Annotated in this window: 17 protein-coding genes and 1 pseudogene; 4 read left to right on the top strand and 14 right to left on the bottom strand. The window is 35.0% G+C overall.

All coding sequences use genetic code 11. The annotated features are described in order from the left end of the window. Positions 1-7: 7 nt before the first annotated feature. On the bottom strand, positions 8-988 hold the full coding sequence (locus tag ACIQ7T_RS20370) for an aldo/keto reductase (protein ID WP_370076792.1): 981 nt from the start codon (positions 986-988) through the stop codon (positions 8-10). A 305-nt stretch (positions 989-1,293) separates the two neighbouring features. Further along, the gene (locus tag ACIQ7T_RS20365) at positions 1,294-1,668 is read right to left on the bottom strand and encodes a MerR family transcriptional regulator (protein WP_370076790.1); all 375 of its coding nucleotides are present in this window, start codon (positions 1,666-1,668) and stop codon (positions 1,294-1,296) included. A gap of 93 nt (positions 1,669-1,761) precedes the next feature. Between ACIQ7T_RS20365 and ACIQ7T_RS20360 the strand changes: the two genes are divergently transcribed. Beyond that, positions 1,762-2,919, top strand: coding sequence for an MFS transporter (locus ACIQ7T_RS20360; protein WP_402872999.1), 1,158 nt, complete (start codon positions 1,762-1,764; stop codon positions 2,917-2,919). Between the two features lie 249 nt (positions 2,920-3,168). On the opposite strand, the gene ACIQ7T_RS20355 is transcribed toward ACIQ7T_RS20360, so the two are convergent. From ACIQ7T_RS20355 to ACIQ7T_RS20310, 10 genes and pseudogenes are all read right to left on the bottom strand, one after another. Then, positions 3,169-3,933, bottom strand: coding sequence for an SDR family oxidoreductase (locus ACIQ7T_RS20355; protein WP_402872997.1), 765 nt, complete (start codon positions 3,931-3,933; stop codon positions 3,169-3,171). Between the two features lie 332 nt (positions 3,934-4,265). Further along, positions 4,266-4,586, bottom strand: a pseudogene (locus tag ACIQ7T_RS20350) (thermonuclease family protein); the annotation flags it as partial. Positions 4,587-4,897: 311 nt separating this feature from the next. Continuing rightward, positions 4,898-5,650 carry an iron ABC transporter ATP-binding protein gene (locus tag ACIQ7T_RS20345; protein WP_370076784.1) on the bottom strand — a complete coding sequence of 251 codons (753 nt, stop codon included), beginning with the start codon at positions 5,648-5,650 and terminating at the stop codon, positions 4,898-4,900. Next, the gene (locus ACIQ7T_RS20340) at positions 5,647-6,711 is read right to left on the bottom strand and encodes an iron chelate uptake ABC transporter family permease subunit (RefSeq protein ID WP_402872994.1); all 1,065 of its coding nucleotides are present in this window, start codon (positions 6,709-6,711) and stop codon (positions 5,647-5,649) included. The genes ACIQ7T_RS20345 and ACIQ7T_RS20340 overlap by 4 nt, the downstream gene beginning before the upstream one ends. Continuing rightward, a complete protein-coding gene (locus ACIQ7T_RS20335; RefSeq protein WP_370076780.1) occupies positions 6,708-7,724 on the bottom strand; it encodes an ABC transporter permease in 1,017 nt (338 codons plus the stop codon). Before ACIQ7T_RS20335 ends, ACIQ7T_RS20340 begins: the two co-directional genes overlap by 4 nt. 19 nt (positions 7,725-7,743) lie before the next feature. After that, a complete protein-coding gene (locus ACIQ7T_RS20330; protein WP_370076778.1) occupies positions 7,744-8,775 on the bottom strand; it encodes a siderophore ABC transporter substrate-binding protein in 1,032 nt (343 codons plus the stop codon). A 399-nt stretch (positions 8,776-9,174) separates the two neighbouring features. Continuing rightward, positions 9,175-9,852 carry a response regulator transcription factor gene (locus ACIQ7T_RS20325; protein WP_402872990.1) on the bottom strand — a complete coding sequence of 226 codons (678 nt, stop codon included), beginning with the start codon at positions 9,850-9,852 and terminating at the stop codon, positions 9,175-9,177. Positions 9,853-10,817: 965 nt separating this feature from the next. Continuing rightward, the gene (locus ACIQ7T_RS20320; RefSeq protein WP_402872987.1) at positions 10,818-11,348 is read right to left on the bottom strand and encodes a hypothetical protein; all 531 of its coding nucleotides are present in this window, start codon (positions 11,346-11,348) and stop codon (positions 10,818-10,820) included. Positions 11,349-12,300: 952 nt separating this feature from the next. Continuing rightward, positions 12,301-12,918 carry a thermonuclease family protein gene (locus ACIQ7T_RS20315; RefSeq protein ID WP_402872984.1) on the bottom strand — a complete coding sequence of 206 codons (618 nt, stop codon included), beginning with the start codon at positions 12,916-12,918 and terminating at the stop codon, positions 12,301-12,303. Between the two features lie 598 nt (positions 12,919-13,516). After that, positions 13,517-14,098 (bottom strand): phosphatidylglycerophosphatase A family protein, encoded by a 582-nt coding sequence (locus ACIQ7T_RS20310; protein WP_370076768.1) that lies wholly within the window; start codon positions 14,096-14,098, stop codon positions 13,517-13,519. 112 nt (positions 14,099-14,210) lie between these two features. On the opposite strand from ACIQ7T_RS20310, the gene ACIQ7T_RS20305 reads away from it, so the two are divergent. The 3 genes from ACIQ7T_RS20305 to ACIQ7T_RS20295 all read left to right on the top strand — a co-directional run bounded on the left by ACIQ7T_RS20305 (position 14,211) and on the right by ACIQ7T_RS20295 (position 15,957). Further along, positions 14,211-14,930: an alpha/beta hydrolase gene (locus ACIQ7T_RS20305; RefSeq protein WP_402872981.1), complete on the top strand. Its 720-nt coding sequence runs from the start codon at positions 14,211-14,213 to the stop codon at positions 14,928-14,930. An 81-nt stretch (positions 14,931-15,011) separates the two neighbouring features. Further along, positions 15,012-15,527, top strand: coding sequence for a YjcG family protein (locus tag ACIQ7T_RS20300; protein WP_370076764.1), 516 nt, complete (start codon positions 15,012-15,014; stop codon positions 15,525-15,527). 1 nt (position 15,528) lies between these two features. Next, a complete protein-coding gene (locus ACIQ7T_RS20295) occupies positions 15,529-15,957 on the top strand; it encodes a GNAT family N-acetyltransferase (RefSeq protein WP_370077032.1) in 429 nt (142 codons plus the stop codon). 279 nt (positions 15,958-16,236) lie between these two features. On the opposite strand, the gene ACIQ7T_RS20290 is transcribed toward ACIQ7T_RS20295, so the two are convergent. Continuing rightward, on the bottom strand, positions 16,237-16,485 hold the full coding sequence (locus ACIQ7T_RS20290; RefSeq protein ID WP_132363905.1) for a stage VI sporulation protein F: 249 nt from the start codon (positions 16,483-16,485) through the stop codon (positions 16,237-16,239). A gap of 561 nt (positions 16,486-17,046) precedes the next feature. Next, the gene (locus ACIQ7T_RS20285) at positions 17,047-17,250 is read right to left on the bottom strand and encodes a YjcZ family sporulation protein (protein ID WP_370076762.1); all 204 of its coding nucleotides are present in this window, start codon (positions 17,248-17,250) and stop codon (positions 17,047-17,049) included. Positions 17,251-17,255: the final 5 nt, after the last annotated feature.

The raw sequence follows: 17,255 nt of genomic DNA, 5'->3' as shown, positions 1-17,255 counted from the left end.
CCTTCTCTCACTGATTTAATAGTTTCATAGAATGTACAGGATATCTATCACCAGCTGCTGAACCTACCGGTATAGCTTTATCTATGAAATCCTTTACATCCTTTGGCAATTCAAAATCTATTGCAGCAATATTTTCTTTTAAGTAGGATCTCCTTTTTGTCCCTGGTATAGGGACGATATCTAATCCATTAGACATTAACCATGTTAATGCTAGTTGTGCCGGACTAATATTTAGTTGGTTTGCTATCTCTTCTAGCTGTCGAATCAAAGCAAGGTTTTGATTGAAGTTGCCTCCCTGAAATCGAGGTGCGTTCCTTCTAAAATCGTTCTCTACGAATTTATCGACTGACTTAATTTTTCCAGATAAAAAACCTCGTCCCAGAGGACTATATGGTACAACAGCGATATTTAGTTTACGGCAAAGTGGTAATATTTCCTCTTCAATATCTCTAGTCCATATTGAATACTCTGTCTGTAATGCAGCTATAGGATGTACTTTTTGTGCTCGTTTTATCGTTTGAGAAGATACTTCTGAAAGCCCAATATGTCGTACTTTACCTTCCTCAACTAATTCCTTCATAGCACCAACTGTCTCTTCTATAGGAACGCTGGGATCTACACGGTGTAGATAATATATATCGATGTAGTCAGTATTTAACCGTCTTAGGCTTGCTTCACAGGCCTTTTTTACATATTCCGGGCTACCGTTAATTTTAATTACCTTCCCACTCTCATCTCTTTCAAAAGCAAATTTGGTAGCTATGTTTATCTGTTGTCTGACATTTTTTAATGCTTGACCGACTAATTCTTCGTTTTTCCCCACTCCATATTGATCAGCTGTATCAAAAAAGTTAACACCGAGTTCTAAGGCGTAATGCAATGTAGCAATCGATTCCTCATCATTTTGAGTTCCATAGTATTCTGACATTCCCATACATCCTAATCCTAAGGATGAAACACTTAAATCTCCAATAGATCGATATTTCATTTTTTCTCCTCCAATCTTTCTTTAGCATGAAATTATATCGATTAGAGTGCACTCTAAGGCAAATGTATTTTTTCCCATTTCTCATAAAAAAAAAGACCTTTTAGAAAGGTCTCTAGAAACTTATATTACAGATGTGTTGATTAACCGTTTTTATCCACTTTAATTGTTTAGAAGACGCTGATTTCCGCTATGGGCTACTCGCTTTCCTGCGGGAGTCGAGTAGCCCTTTCGCTACAATCTGCAAAAAAATCCTTTTATCGCTCAATAATAAACCTATATTATCCTAATCAACACGCCTGATTATATTACTTAACTTTTTCCTCCAAATTTTTATAGTAGTCAATTTTTTCATTAACCTTAATTAAACTATTTTCTAATTGCTTAATTTGGTTAAGAACGTTCTCTTGATGAGCTTCTAATAGTTCTCGTCTTTCAGTAACGGTAGAATCCCCTTGACGTCTTAGGTCTGCAAATTTTTTCATATCTCTTACAGGCATTTCTGTGTTACGTAACATAATGAGAAAGTCTATACATAAAATATCGCTCTTTGAGTATTTACGATATCCATTTTCATCTCTTTCAATCTCACATAAAAGACCAATATTTTCATAGTAGCGTAGAGTGTAAGAACTAAGACCCGTGATTGAGGATATATCCTGAATAGTTAATAATTTTTCCATATTTTTATTATAACACACTTGCTTTATAGTGCACTCTAAGGAGTATCTTTGATTCTAGATTCATTTTTTAATAGTTTTTAGGAGGAATTTTTAATGAATATAGGGATTTTTGTTTTAGCACTTGCCACATTTGTTGCTGGTACAGTGGAGTTGGTGATCGCTGGGATAATCAACATGATTGCAGAAGATTTACATGTTTCTGTAGGAGCAGTCGGTCAGTTAGTTTCAGTTTTTTCATTGGTTTTTGCCTTTGGGGCTCCAGTACTTATTGCTTTAACTTCTAAAGTAGAAAAACGTAAATTACTGCTCATAGCAATGTTAACTTTTCTAGGAGGTAATATTTTATCTATAGTTAGTCCGAATTTTACAACCTTATTAATAGCTAGAATTATTCTTGCAGCTAGCTGCTCTATCGTGGTTGTCACTTCCGTAACAATGGCTGCCAATACTGTTGCAACGGAATTAAGAGGAAGAGCTATTGGATTAGTTTTTATGGGTTTAAGTGCATCATTAGTGTTAGGTGTACCATTAGGAACTATTATCGGTGAAAATTTCGGTTGGAGAATGACATTTGTATTAGTTTCAGTCTTAAGTATTGTTTCTATGGTAGGAATCATTAAGTTTTTACCTAAGGTTCCACCACAACCAGCCATTCCTTTACTTAAGCAAATAGCCACATTAAAAAGTAAAAAAATCGCATCAATCCAGCTCATATCAGTTTTGGAGCTGACTGGTCATTTCATAGTTTATACTTATTTCACGCTTTTTCTTAAAACAACAATGGGCTTATCAACAAATATGATTAGCATGGTCTTACTTGTTTTTGGTATAGCTGGAATAACAGGTGGTTGGATAGGTGGCTGGACATCCGATAAATTTGGCGGAGCAAAAACTATACTCACATTTCTTATACTTTTTGCAGTTTCCTTGTTCCTATTACCTTATTCTACAGGATCAATGATCAGTTTATTGATCGTTGTCGTACTATACGGTGTGATGGTTTGGGCACTTAGTCCAGCTGTACAATATTATCTAGCTGAGTCTGCTCCCGATTCCTCAGATATCCAATTAGGTTTAAATACTTCATTTTTACATCTTGGAGTAGCTTTAGGTTCTGGTTTGGGTGGTTTACTTGTAGACTACTATTCTGTAACTATCAACACGTGGGTAGCTGGTATTATGGTAGTTTTAGCCTTAATCTCTGCTATTTATTCGCTAACAATAAACCGTAGAGAAAATTCTTCAATTTAGGGGCTATAACTAAAAGGATAGGAGGACGCCCTCATGCCCATTAAGCTAAGATTTTAAAGTACCCCCTAAATGGAAATTTTGTGTTTTGCAGGACCCCTATTTACAATAACAAACTAATTAAAGGAAAATAAAAAGGAATGAACCCTGTCCAATACAGAGTTCATTCCTCAGTAACTGCTTAAAATATGTGTCTAACTTTTTGGGGTCACTTCATTTGAAGATCCTTATAAATTCGTTATCTTACAGGTTCTATAGATGAGATCCGCCACTTGCATCGAGCAATTGACCAGTTACCCAACGGCTGTCTGAGGAAGCGAGAAAGGCGGCAATATCTGCCACATCCTCGGGTTCTCCCCATCTGTTGAAGATTGAAAGACTAGCCGCATATTTTTGTCCATCAAGGTTTTCCAAAGTCTCAGCATTCATCTCTGTATTAATAATTCCAGGCTGGATGGCGTTTACCGTAATATTACGGCTCCCTAGTTGTTTGGCTAGAAGACGCGTAAATGTGTCGATAGCACCTTTGGACATACTGTACGTGAAGACACTTGGAGAAGCTGCACGTGTCACAAAAGATGAAATATTAATAATGCGTCCTCCATCTTTTAAACGTGGCAAAGCTTGTTGAGTAACAAAAAGTGGTGCTTTGACATTAATCTTCATTACCTCGTCAAATGATTCTTCCGTCGTCTCTTCTAAACTGATAATTTGACCAATTCCAGCATTGTTGACAAGAATATCGAATCCGTTACCGCCCATATATTCCCGAATAGTATCATCAAAAGTTGTAAATAAATCTTGAATGCCATCTAGAGTACTAAGGTCAGCACCAATCGCGCAAGCATTTCCTCCGCTTTGCTCGATCAGGTGAACAACTGCTTCTGCCTCATGTCGTCTTTTCCCGTAATGAACTACGACAAAGGCTCCCTCTTGTGCCAGACGCAATGCAATACTGCGGCCAATTCCTCGACTTGATCCTGTAACTAAAGCTATTTTGCCTGCTAACTTACTCATGCTTCCATCTCCTTGTTCAAACATAGTTATATTACATAGATAGTTATATCATGGAACATTATTTGAAATGTTGCTCTCCTATTCGGTTTCAAGGGGGCGATTGCTTCAGATAACTTAGTTCATCTCTTGGTTGCCAGCATTGCTTATATAAATCTTGAATACGTTTTTGACGATGTGCATCATATTGTTTAAATACTTGTTCAACATAGTTATTTCTTTTAATACATTTCGCCAAAACATTTATTTACTATTATATATTTTGAATAAAGAAAGGACTGTCCTCAAAAGGCATTTTTCATTGCCTTTTGGGACAGTCCCTTAATCGATCACTTTTATTTTAATACTTCCGGATGGAAACCATCTTTTTGGAAGTAATTTTGATGTGACCAAATATTTAATTTTTCTTTCTCAGCATCTTGCTGGATTTCTCTAAATTCATCCTCCAACGTATTGTTTGGTTTATGAATAAAGCGCACTGCTGCAAGTCCTTCTTTTAATAATGATTCCTGCAACATTACATCATCAATGAAGACATAGGTTAATAAGCGATCATAGTTATCTGTCTCTGGTCCAACATCGTAAACTGCTTCAACCTTTTTGGCGTGTTCTAACAATTTAATCGTATAATCCTTAGCCACTTTAGCATAAGGTTGAGCTTCACCTTTGTTATAGAAACAGCTTGTTGTGTTATGATCATAGGCTGTTTTTTGTTTCTAGTTCAAATGTTGGGGGGAGGGTAATCTTTCATCCTTTTTTTGAAATACTCCTTGAAAAACGTCAGAGTATATTAAGATCACTAAACTTCTCGTTATGACATACTTCAATTCATTATCGTGAGCAATGGCATTCGAAAAAGCTGCCGCCTGTAAAATACAGACAGCAACTTCAACTAGAATAATTTAATTCTCTATTAGTTTTTTGGCATACTCATTTTTTGAGATGCTTCTTTTTTAAAATTTCGTAACTAATAAACAGCGAGTGGCCCATAAGGACCTTCGATAATTTCTATTTTTGTTTCGAAAATATCTGTCAAAATTTTCGAATTCATAACCTCTTCTACTGTTCCAAAAGCGGCAATTTGTCCATCTTTCATAGCACAAATTCTATCAGAATATTTGGCTGCAAAATTTATATCATGCATCACAGTCAGAATTGTTCTTCCAAATTCATTAGCCGCACGTCTCAAATGCTCCATCATTTGAACAGAACGAGCAACATCAAGATTGTTCAGTGGCTCGTCCAAAAGTACATATTCAGTCTCTTGGCACAAAACCATCGCTACATATGCTCTTTGTCTTTGACCACCTGAAAGCTCATCTAAATATCTATTCTCTAAATCAGTTAAGTCTAAAAAATCGATATATTTAGAAATAATAACTTCATCTTCTATAGTTAACCTTCCCTTTGAATAAGGAAAACGTCCAAATCCAACTAGTTGTCTAATAGTAAGCCTAGTTACAAAATGATTTTCTTGGCGCAATATAGTCAAAATTTTTGATAAGTCTTTTGATTTGGATTCAGAAACATCCATATTTGCCACCTGAATTTGACCTTCCTCCATATCCAACAGTCTTCCAATCATCAAAAGTGTCGTAGACTTTCCAGCGCCATTTGGGCCAATTAAAGAAGTAAAACCCGCTTTTGGTATTTCAATATCCAAAGGTCCTATTTTTACCTCATCCGTATAGAACTTTTTAACATTATCAATTTTTATCATAAAGCCCTCTTCCTTAAAACTACAGTTAAAAATATTATTCCACCAAATAATTCGATAATAACTGATACTACACCTTGAGCATGGAATACATGATACATCAAAAAGTATGCACTCGTTATTATCAAAAATCCTATAGCAAGAGCCATTGGAAAAATATATCTATGATCATAAGTTGACGCCGCCTGATAGCTCAAAGTTGCTACTAAAAAGCCATAGAAAGTAAGTGGTCCAATCAAAGCTGTTGAAATAGACATCAAAATAGCAACTAATACAAGAGTATAAATTACATTAGATTGATATTTAACTCCAAAAGAAGTAGAAACATCCTTTCCTAGTGACAATATATTTAGATTCTTAGAATGAGCAAGAAGTAATATTGCTACAATTATTACTATAGGAATTACAATAGGAAAATATGCAGAATCTGCATTATTAACAGAACCAAACAATCTTGCCTGTAAAATATCAAATTCAGAAGGCGCAAGTAGTCTTCTCATGAAAGTTGACACAGAATTTAGCCCAGTGCCAATAATAATTCCAACTAAAAGCATAAGTTGTAGATTCCCGTATTTACCAGAAAGTAGCCATCCATAAAGGATCAAGCTCATTAAGATCATAACAACAACTTGAAATAAAAATGATCCAATCCCAGTAAAATTTATCAATGCACTAGCCCCAAAGAAAAATATAGTACTAGTTTGAATTGTTGAGTAAAGTGATTCGAAACCTAAAAGCGAAGGAGTTATAATCCTATTATGCGTAATGGATTGGAAAGCAACAGTCGACAAGCTCTGACAAACTGCAGCAATAATCATTGCAACAAGAGCTACTATCCTTCTCTTAACAACTGGGATAAAAGAAGGTGAATCAATCGGAACTGGATTGTTATAAACTAAAAGTCCATATGAAGAAAGGATGCCAAAAGCAATCAATGTTATTAGCAAAATCCAATAACGCCTTTCTTCCTTCTTAGAACGAAAAGCCCTAGCTGATCTATTTTTATTATGAAGGCTAGAATCGATTTCGACATTTTCTTTATTTCTATATTCCAATGTGCTCATCGTAGCCTCCTTGGTTTTCTTTGTCTCAATAAGATAATAATAAACACGACTGACCCCACTGTTCCAAGTATTAAAGAAACAGGTACTTCAAAAGGCATTATAATTGTTCGAGAAATTATGTCACAGGCAGTTATAGTCCCCATTCCTATCAAACATACCCAAGGTAAATTACTCCTAAGATCATCACCTCTATACATTGAAACAATGTTTGGGACAATTAAACCCAGGAAAGGTAAGTTTCCAATGACAGCTGCAACAATTCCAACTGCAAAAGAAATGAGAACAGTACCAAAAAGAACAATCCTGTTGTAATTAACGCCAAGGCTTGTTGCGACATCTTCTCCTAGTCCAGCTAAAGTCAATCTATTAGCATAAATAAAAATAAACAAAGTAACGATAACAATTAGCCACAAATATTCATATCTTCCCACCTGAACAGGCGCAAAAGAACCTACAAACCAAGTTTCAATACTTTGTGTCATTTGAAAAAGAAGTCCCATAAAAGTGGACACTGCAGAAATAACAGCTCCAAGCATCAATCCAATAATCGGGACAATTAAAGACGAGCGAAGTTTAACTCTTCTTAAAAATAAAAAGAAAATCATAGTTCCTATAAAAGAAAAAATGATTGCACCAGTCATTCTTAGCACTAAAGTCGGAGCAGGAAATAATAAATAAACGAAAAGCAGCCCTAAACCTGACCATTCAATAGTCCCTGTTGTAGTAGGTTCAACAAAACGATTCTGTGTGATCAGTTGCATTACGAGTCCTGCCATTGACATTGCAGCTCCAGTAAGCATTAATGCAGCTGTTCTCGGAACACGAGTTATGAAAAACATTTCCATTCCATCCTCTTGTCCACGTATATCATACACTCCAGTAAACAGTGATATAATGCCTAGAATAATAACGACTATAATCGCTAATATAAAAGGTTTTGTCCATATCTTATTGTAGTTATAAAACTGGGGTTGAGAATTTATCTCAACCCTAGAAGTTACATTTTTCAGCACTATTTTATACCCCTTTACATTACTTAGCTTTAGCTAAAGTATTTGCAAGGTTTTCAAACAACTCTGTATAAGTTTGAATTGATTCATTTGTGTAAGTATCTGCTGGTGCATAAACAATATGTTTTTTAGAAACAGCAGTTGTTTTTTGAAGAGCAGGTGCGTTAGCAATAACATCCTGAGCAGGAACTGAATCTTCTTCACCAGATATTGCAGCATCACGATCTAATACGAAAAGCCAATCAGGATTACTTTGTGCAATAGCTTCAACAGAAACTTCATCACCTTTATGATCTGATGTAGAATCAGCAACTTCTAATGCTGGAGCCCAACCGAAAATTTCATACATCGGTCCCCAAACACGTCCAGAATGAGGAGCTGAGAAACCAATATCCCCACCACCAACGATAACACTCATAACTTTATCTTTTCCATTATAAGCAGATTTAGCATCTTCGATAACTTTATCAAAATCAGCTACCACTTGTTTAGCTTCTTCATTTTTATCGAAAATTTTTCCTAAAGCAATTGTAGAATTTTTAAGTCCATTTACTAAGTTTTCCCCAGGCGTAGCAGTTTCCTCAGAAACATCTACATTAAGATCAATAACAACTGCATTTGGTACTAATTTTTTGATCTCTTCGTAATAACCAGCAAATCTTTGACCAACGATTACAAGTTCAGGGTTTGCAGCTGCAATAATTTCAAGATTTGGTTCGCGGTGATTTCCAATATTTTTAACTGAATCGTCCTTTACATATGGTGAATCCGCAGGCATTACATCCTTTGGAACAGCTACTAAGTCAATGTTCCAATCAGCTAAAGTTTCAAAAGTTCTATTATCCAAAGCAACTACATTCTTTGGGTTTACAGGAACAGTAACGGTTCCATGGGCATCAGTGATTTCAACTGTCGTAGGCTTAGCAACCTCTTCGCTTCCATTATCTTCATTAGACTTTGACTCTTCATTAGTTTTATTACTTGAACAAGCTGCTAACATCAAAGTCAAAACTGCCAAAATTCCAACTAATTTTAAAAACATAGATTTCTTCATACATATACTCCTTATGTAATTTATTTTGAAAACGATGAAGTCTATAGATTGAATTGGATAATAATCGCTAACCATCTCAATTGCTATTGATAATCATTTTCATTTGGTTGTTCTGTGAATCAGTATAGTCTTTAATTATGTGAAAATCTTGTGAAAGATATAAGTTTATAAAGAAAGTTGCTTTCAAGCATAAATTGGCTACAAAAAAGTAATACGTGAAGTATTCTTTTTATAGTTTCCGTCTCTTTAAAATATCTACCAGAAACTGTTTGATTATCAGATTTAATAGAACAAAAAAACGAGCAAAACAGGATGAAACTGTTTATACTCGTGTTTTCTCGATTATGTTAGATATTGATTATTGTGACAAATTGTACTTTACCTATTATCTTATTTTTACTATTCAATCATTGAATAGCCCCTACCATGGATTGTTTGAATATATCGGTCTTTCTTCTCGCACTTTAGCTTTTTTCTTAAATACCCAATATATAAATCCACTACATTTGGATTGACTGCTACGTCATATCCCCAAACCTGATTCAAAAGCATTTCACGGCTTAATACTTTATTTTTATTCTTGGTTAAAAATAAAAGTAAGTCATACTCACGCTTAGTAAGCGGGAGATTTTCGCCATCTTTTGTCACAATATTGCGGGATGCATCAACGAAGAGATCTTTAAACCGAAAGAAAGTAGTCTCGATTGGCTGGATACCGTCCCCTCTTCTTAAAATAACTTTTATCCTTGCTACTAATTCTTCTTTCACAAATGGTTTTCTTATATAATCATCTGCTCCTGCTTGTAATCCTGCTATACAATCCTTGCTGGACACATTATCGGTCACAATGATTATCGGTGTCGTTTTAACAGCCCGTATTTGTCTGCAAATTTCCGGTCCAGGTATACTTAACGAATCCCAATCCAATATGATAATATCCCAATCTTGCTCATATACTATATTTAACCCTTTGTTTTCATTGTGAAGTGTTAAAATGAAATAGCCTTCTTGCTTTAGGCCGCTTACGATTTTCTTTGCTAAAGACCGTTCATTCTTAATTACCAACACCTGCTTCACCTATGGTTCACCTCTAATTCATTACATAAAATAATTTATCACAAAAAAGAATATCGAATTTATAAATCTTAAATTTCTAAAAAAACTATTAAACAACTTATCGGGATATATTTAGAAAAATTTACAATAAATATGTATAAAATATCAAACCTACGGAATTAAACCGAAGAATACTTCAGTTATTTAACCAAAATATTGGCGAATCTGTTGACAGAAGTTTATTAGACTTTCAATATGCTTGGAGCTGGACTATCCATTAAAAATCGGGTTACTTCAATAAGTTATAATAGTGAATTTTACTTTACTAGATTGTTTAATAAAGTAACCGGAATACCGCCAATGGTATATGTCAAAAGAAACTAATTTAGAATTGGTATTGCTCCAAGGTTTAGACTTCAAGATAATCTAGTAGTAGTAGTTGATTGTTATAAACACCAGGAGATGGACAAGACGATTATGAGAGAAGATTGGCTTTACAATTAAAAGAATTGCGTGAAGCAAAACTAGATTTATTGGTGATTTTTTACATTCAATTCAGAATGAAACCTTTAAACAAATAACTTCTACAGTAATATTTGACCATTGTTTAGAATGGCGTACACCTTTTCAGAGTTTGTTTACTGCAAACACATTAAGTTTAAAATGTAGAAATTTACTATTAAAATTAAAAAACCCGTCGTTTTGAAAATAGCCTAATCAAAATGAGTGGGTTCGATTTAATATAATTATATTTTAATATAAATCACTTTAAATATCTTGCTTCAAACATATATTGATCGTTTAGTTTACCACTTTCAAAAATTAAGAAATGACTCTAACATCCCAATTCTCCATGTGATCTCTATTACTGACATGCCCCAACTGCCTGGATAGTTCTTTTATATTTTTCTTTAAAGTTTTCCCGAATTTCTCTTCTAGAATATTTTGTAATCCAAATCAACCACTTCTAAATCTCCGTAATTTCATTAAACCTTTTTTGATTCAAAGTACAATTTTAAATTACTTTTTCTTAATTTATTAGCCTCTTTAATTAAGTCAATTTTTTTTTGATGTATTTTTTTTAGAGAGCTTATTGCATTTTCTACGATTGCCGGAGCATCGTTTCCTAAGTTAGGGAAATTCTGATTTAAAAATTCATATAAAGCCTTTTTTTCAATATTGGATGGAACGCTAGGTGCTAGAGGCAACTCGAACGGTGATTTGCTATCTGCCAATTGTTGAGGAGTATTATATATAAACTGAAAGGCATTTTGTAGCATCCTTCTATTCCTTTCATCAGTCACCTCATACCCCCCTTGTGAGTCAAGAGTAATTCGGTCAAATTCAACCATTACTAGTTTATCTGGTTTTCTATTTTTTGTTCTGTAGTACAGCATAACCTTTAAAACATCCTGCTCTGAAAGCTCCTTTATTTCTTTGAATCTCCCATTTTTAGGATTAGGAACCTTATAAATTTTATTTTCTTCAGAAATATACAACCACTTTATACCACCCATAATCAATCCTCCTAAAACAACAAGAACATTAGTTCTCTTTCGAATTATAATGAACAGCAGTAAAAATTTCAAAATATAAATAACTTATTTGACTTTTAACTATACAAAACTTTCAAATAAACGAAAGTATGCTGCGAGCATTTAATAGAGCCTTCATAAAATCAATGTTTTTGGAAAAAAATCCACGAGTTAATACCCCATGGATTTTCTACTTAAGTGAAGTTGAATTAATTAAACGCTTCTAATTTATTTTGCGATTTTCATTTTCTCAGATTGGATACCACCATCTACTTGATACTAAGCATCTAGATCTAAGTAATATATTATTTCCATTATTATCTGCATTTTTCTGAACGACATCATTTTCAATAATTGTCTTTGTACCAGTTTCAATATCAGTTTGAATGCTCTATGGAGAAGTATAGCCATATCTTCTGTGAAAATCCTGTGAGTCCCTTTCGGTAAAGGAAAATATAGGTATTGTAAATTGAAAGACTGCAACTCTTTTATCGTTGGTTCAAATCCATCCAGCACCTTAATCCTGTATTAACATATTTAATCACGCAGTACCTCCTAGATGATGAACCTATCAATCAAAGGGGGTACTTTTCATATACCAAGCAACGATTGTCCCCCATATACAGTCACTCTATCAACTATCTCCTCAAATTAAGTTTGTCGATGGAAGTTTTTACAATGAAAACAAAAAATGGTGCGTTTGATATATAAGTTTAGACTTGTAATAAAGTTTTATAAAAAATATCATCAAATCACTGATTTTAGATATATATAAGCAATCAACCCATATCTATCTTTTTAAAAGAATAAAGTGAATCCTTTTGCCAAACTTAACTAGCTTCACTTTATTTACAACTTTTTTTGAATAAAGAAAGGACTGTCCTCAAAAGGCATTTTTCATTGCCTTTTGGGACAGTCCCTTAATCGATCACTTTTATTTTAATACTTCTGGATGGAAACCATCTTTTTGGAAGTAATTTTGATGTGACCAAATATTTAATTTTTCTTTCTCCGCATCTTGCTGGATTTCTCTAAATTCATCCTCCAACGTATTGTTTGGTTTATGAATAAAGCGCACTGCTGCAAGTCCTTCTTTTAATAATGATTCCTGCAACATTACATCATCAATGAAGACATAGGCTAATAAGCGATCATAGTTATCTGTCTCTGGTCCAACATCGTAAACCGCTTCAACCTTTTTGGCGTGTTCTAACAATTTAATCGTATAGTCCTTTGCCTCTTCAGCATAAGGTTGAGCTTCACCTTTGTTATAATTCATCTCTGGTGTATCTACCATCAATAGGCGAATTTTTTGTTTCTTGCCATTTATTGTCGCCTGAATTGTATCACCATCATATGCTTTAATATAATCTACATCAAAGCGTTTATTTCCTGTTTTTTGTTCAACTTGTTCAATAGAAATAGTACCATTCTGGTTTGTCGATGTTGCATCTTTTTCTTGGGCTGGTGATCTGCCAAAAATCATATACAATGCAACAGCAAGAATGATTGTACCACTCGTAATTAACGTTTTTATATCTTGCATTTTCATGTAGTAGGTCCCTCACAACTATTCATCTTCATTACACTTTAAGGAAGCTTCTAAAAGAATCCATAATTCATCAAAAGTCCTAAAAAGTTTCACGATGTTTCTATTGTAAAATATCAGGCTACTACATTCAAGTTATGTAGTTGCAATAGCAAACCAATGATTTGGAGATACTTCAACAAGCTGACTATTTTCTATCTTTGCATATCCTTATTTTATGTATCTATTTTTGTTGATTAAGTGTATGAGTAAACAATCGGCTAAGCATAATAAAAAACAGAGCCTCCTCAAATTATTGATGATGCTCTGTTCATTGTGGTCCGATGATCCGTTTTGGCCACCAAATGTTTTTTGTGCTAATGCGGAGTGTTAACGAAGCGACAGCAACCACATGGTTTTGTCTGTGCGAAAGCGTTAGCGTCAGCAACCAACAAAAGCGGAGGAAACGTGCGATGAATGCCGATCGCTGATAACATCCAAGAATCGTCCCCAGTCGGAACGGAAATCAACCCTCGTTTTGACGTAGCGCCATACTCATATTACAACTTAAACAGAGCCTCCTCAAATTATTGAGAAGGCTCTGTTATATATATGATTACTATTAAATCTCATTATGTGATTTTGGTTTTGGTCCTAGCTCTTCGGGCTCAATATCAGCAAATGTACCGCCCTCTTCTTCCAAGTCACGCATACGATGTGCAATACGGGATGCTGCAGAAGCTGCGATACTGCCAACTAGGTCATCTAAAAACGTATTTACATGATGACCAGGTTCTGTATCTAACTTCTTAATAATACCGATTTTTTGCTTGTCTAAGTGTCCGAAAGTTGTTACCGCTATGCTACCATATGTAAAAACAGATCCAAGTGCTATTGTTTCATCCACACCAAATAAACCCTCATCGGATTCTACTATTTGCTGTAACGGTGCCGATAATAACTTTTTCTCTGCAAGTTCATCTAGTTCAATACCTACTAATAAAGCATGTTGAACTTCACGCTTACGTAATACACGCTCGACAGAATGAACACAGTGGTCTAATGTTAAGCCTTCATTATAGGATTTTTGCATTTCATAAACGATTTTAGCAATATCCTCTAGCGATACACCACGACGAATAAGTGCAGCCTGAGCTGCCTTCGCTACTTCATCAGAGTGTATGCGAGTATTTTTATCATGCATAACTATCCCTCACTTCGATTTTATTGCTAGAATAGTGCTAGCCCAACCTATTATACCTTTACTTTGGGTATATGGTACAATTTCGTTACAAACACGAGAAGGAGTGTCATCATTGGATAAGGGAACTGTACAGGATTTAAAGTTCTATAGTGAAGCATTGCAGGAGGAATTACAGATATTTATATATGTTCCTGCAAATTATTCTCCACTATATAAATATAATATTTTAATTGCATCAGACGGAAAAGATTATTTCCAACTTGGAGGTATTACAAAACTTGCTGATGAACTTATCGATGACTATGAAATCGAAAATTTGATCATTGCCTTCGTTCCATATAAGGACATTAAGGATCGACGTCATAAATATATTCCAAGCGGAGAGCAACATGAAGCATATCTTCGTTTTTTAGCTCATGAGCTTGTGCCGTATTTAGATGCTGAATATGCAACCTATCAAGTGGGAATGAGTCGTGGGGTCATTGGTGACTCAATGGCTGCAACCGCTTCCTTAATGGTCGCATTAAAATACCCAAATATTTTTGGCAAGGTCATTTTACAATCACCGTATGTTGACGAAGATGTTTTGCAAGCTGTAGAGAATTTTAAAGATCCAGGCGCAATTTCCATTTATCATATTGTCGGAAAAGAAGAAGATAAAGTTGTCACGATGGATAAAACAATTAAAGATTTTTTAACACCCAATCGTCAGCTTCATCATCTCATGTTAAACAAAGGATTCTCTACATTTTATGAAGAATTTAATGGCAATCATACATGGAAATATTGGAAACCTGATTTACGCCGCGCATTAATTGAAAATTTTAATTAATTTAGACGATTCAAATTACGAAATCGGAAATTTCTGTTATACTTAAATAAAAAATTGTTTATTTTCGGGAGGTAATGGCCTATGAAATATGGTATTGTGGCATTTCCATCAAAAAAATTACAAGATCTAGCGAATACTTATCGAAAACGTTACGATTCTCATTATGCGAAGATTACTCCGCATATTACATTAAAGGACAGCTTCGATGCAACGGAAGAAGATATTCAATCTGTCGTAAAACAATTAGATGGGCTTGCTGCCAATTATGCACCTTTAAACATTCATGCATTACGCATAAGTTCATTTTTCCCAACAACAAATGCGATTTATTTCCGTATTGAACCAACTGAACAATTAACATCATTACACCAAGCTCTAGAAGAAAAAGTACCTTTTGGTGAGTCAAAACACGTATTTGTACCACATATTACTATTGCTCAAAAAATGACAGATTCCGAGCACGATGATATCTTTGGGCAATTACGTATGACAGGTGTTGACGAAAAAGATACAATTGATCGCATTCATCTTTTATATCAATTGGAAGACGGCTCGTGGACAACATATGAAACTTTCCGATTGACTGGAGCTGAGTAATCTGTATAACGTAAAGATTGTTGAAACAACAAAAGAACATGAGGATGCATTTGCAGTCCGCAAGCAAGTTTTTGTTGAAGAGCAAGGTGTGCCACTTCATCTAGAATGTGATGCTGAGGATGCATCTGCAACGCATTTCATTATGTATGAAGACAATGACCCTGTAGGTGCTGCGCGTTTACGAAGTATCGAGGACGATGCTGCAAAAATTGAACGTGTTTGTATTTTACAAGATCAGCGTGGTAAAAAACTAGGTGCTTTAATAATGAAGGAAATGGAGAAGCACGCCATTTTAATTAATAAGAAAAAACTAAAACTTCATGCACAAAGCTATGCTATTCCGTTTTATGAAAAGCTTGGCTATACGGTAACATCTCCTGAATTTATGGATGCTGGTATCCCACATCGTGCTATGGAAAAAATGATTTAACTCTTTCAGCAACAGAAGTATCCCACCTCTATAGGTGAGATAAATGCGAGTTTAAGCTTATTTCAGCAGGTGTCCAAACATCCGCTGTAATAGCGAAACTCAGTCTAAAAACGGACGCAATTAAGCCGAGGCATAATTGATCAAATAGGTGTTACGAAAATGCTGAAGCATATCGTAACACCCTTTTTATTGCAATACAAAGCTTTAAAGGTTGATTTATAAATGAAAATCCATTTAAATCAACCTTTTAGATATATTGCTTTGCCTAGTAGATTCATGTTATTTCATCATTTTAGTAATTTTATCTAAATCTAGTGAATTACCATCTTGAATAATAGATTGTACTAACTTATCTTCAAGCTCTTGCGTAATTTGTCTCTTGGACATTTTACTTACGCGTCGTACGATTTTTCTTACTTGCTTTTCATTTTTAAAATCAGCATGTTGAATTTCATTTGCTAGTGCAAAGATTTCATCCATTGATACTCCAGTTTTTTGTTCAATTGAATTAAAAAGCGAGCGATTCATGTTCCCCCTCCTATCAGTTAAAATTCAAATTTATTCCTACTGTTGTTCTCAGGCAAGAAACATATGACAACTAGTGAAGGCTTTAAACTTTATTCAGAAAATGAAGCACTCTGAAGAAAAGCTAAAGCCTCTATCTACTGTCACAATCGATTATGCCTCGGCATAATTACGTTCGGAATAGGCTTTGTGCTTAGGCCTGCATGAGGGCCGACACGATGTCGGTCATTTCGGTAATGCCACAGGACGTGGCGTTTTTACCGATGCAGGTTAGTTAGCCGTTATCGCATGGATGCGATGATTTTAGGCAACATCCTTTACTAACTCCTTGCCGATTCCGTAACATCCGCCGGAGGCTTTAGGCCAACACGAGGTTGGTCACTCAGTCGTTGCCACAGGACGTGGCGTTCTTAGACTAAGTTCCTCTATTTCAGCAAATGTTTGGACATCCGCTGAAAAATAGCTAAACCCGCATTCATCTCACCACCTATAAAGGTGGGAGACTTCTGTACCTGTCGCTTCGCTTTCGGTACAAAAGAGATATGCTGAAAGAAGTTATTCAAATTATATGCAAGCGGCACCTACAATGATCAGAAGAATGAATAGGACAACAATTAAGATAAATGTTGAACTATGTCCATGTCCGTAACCATAGTAACCGTCATGGCAACCGTCGTGGTGACCGCCATAGTAACCTCCATAATCTCCTCCGTAATAACCATCAGCATGCCCTCCATAAGGATGCGCACCCCAGCCTTGATATCCCATAAAAA

Source organism: Lysinibacillus sp. NPDC096212, from assembly GCF_044763105.1.
GTDB lineage: Bacteria > Bacillota > Bacilli > Bacillales_A > Planococcaceae > Lysinibacillus.
This window is presented reverse-complemented; position numbering and strand designations above follow the sequence as displayed.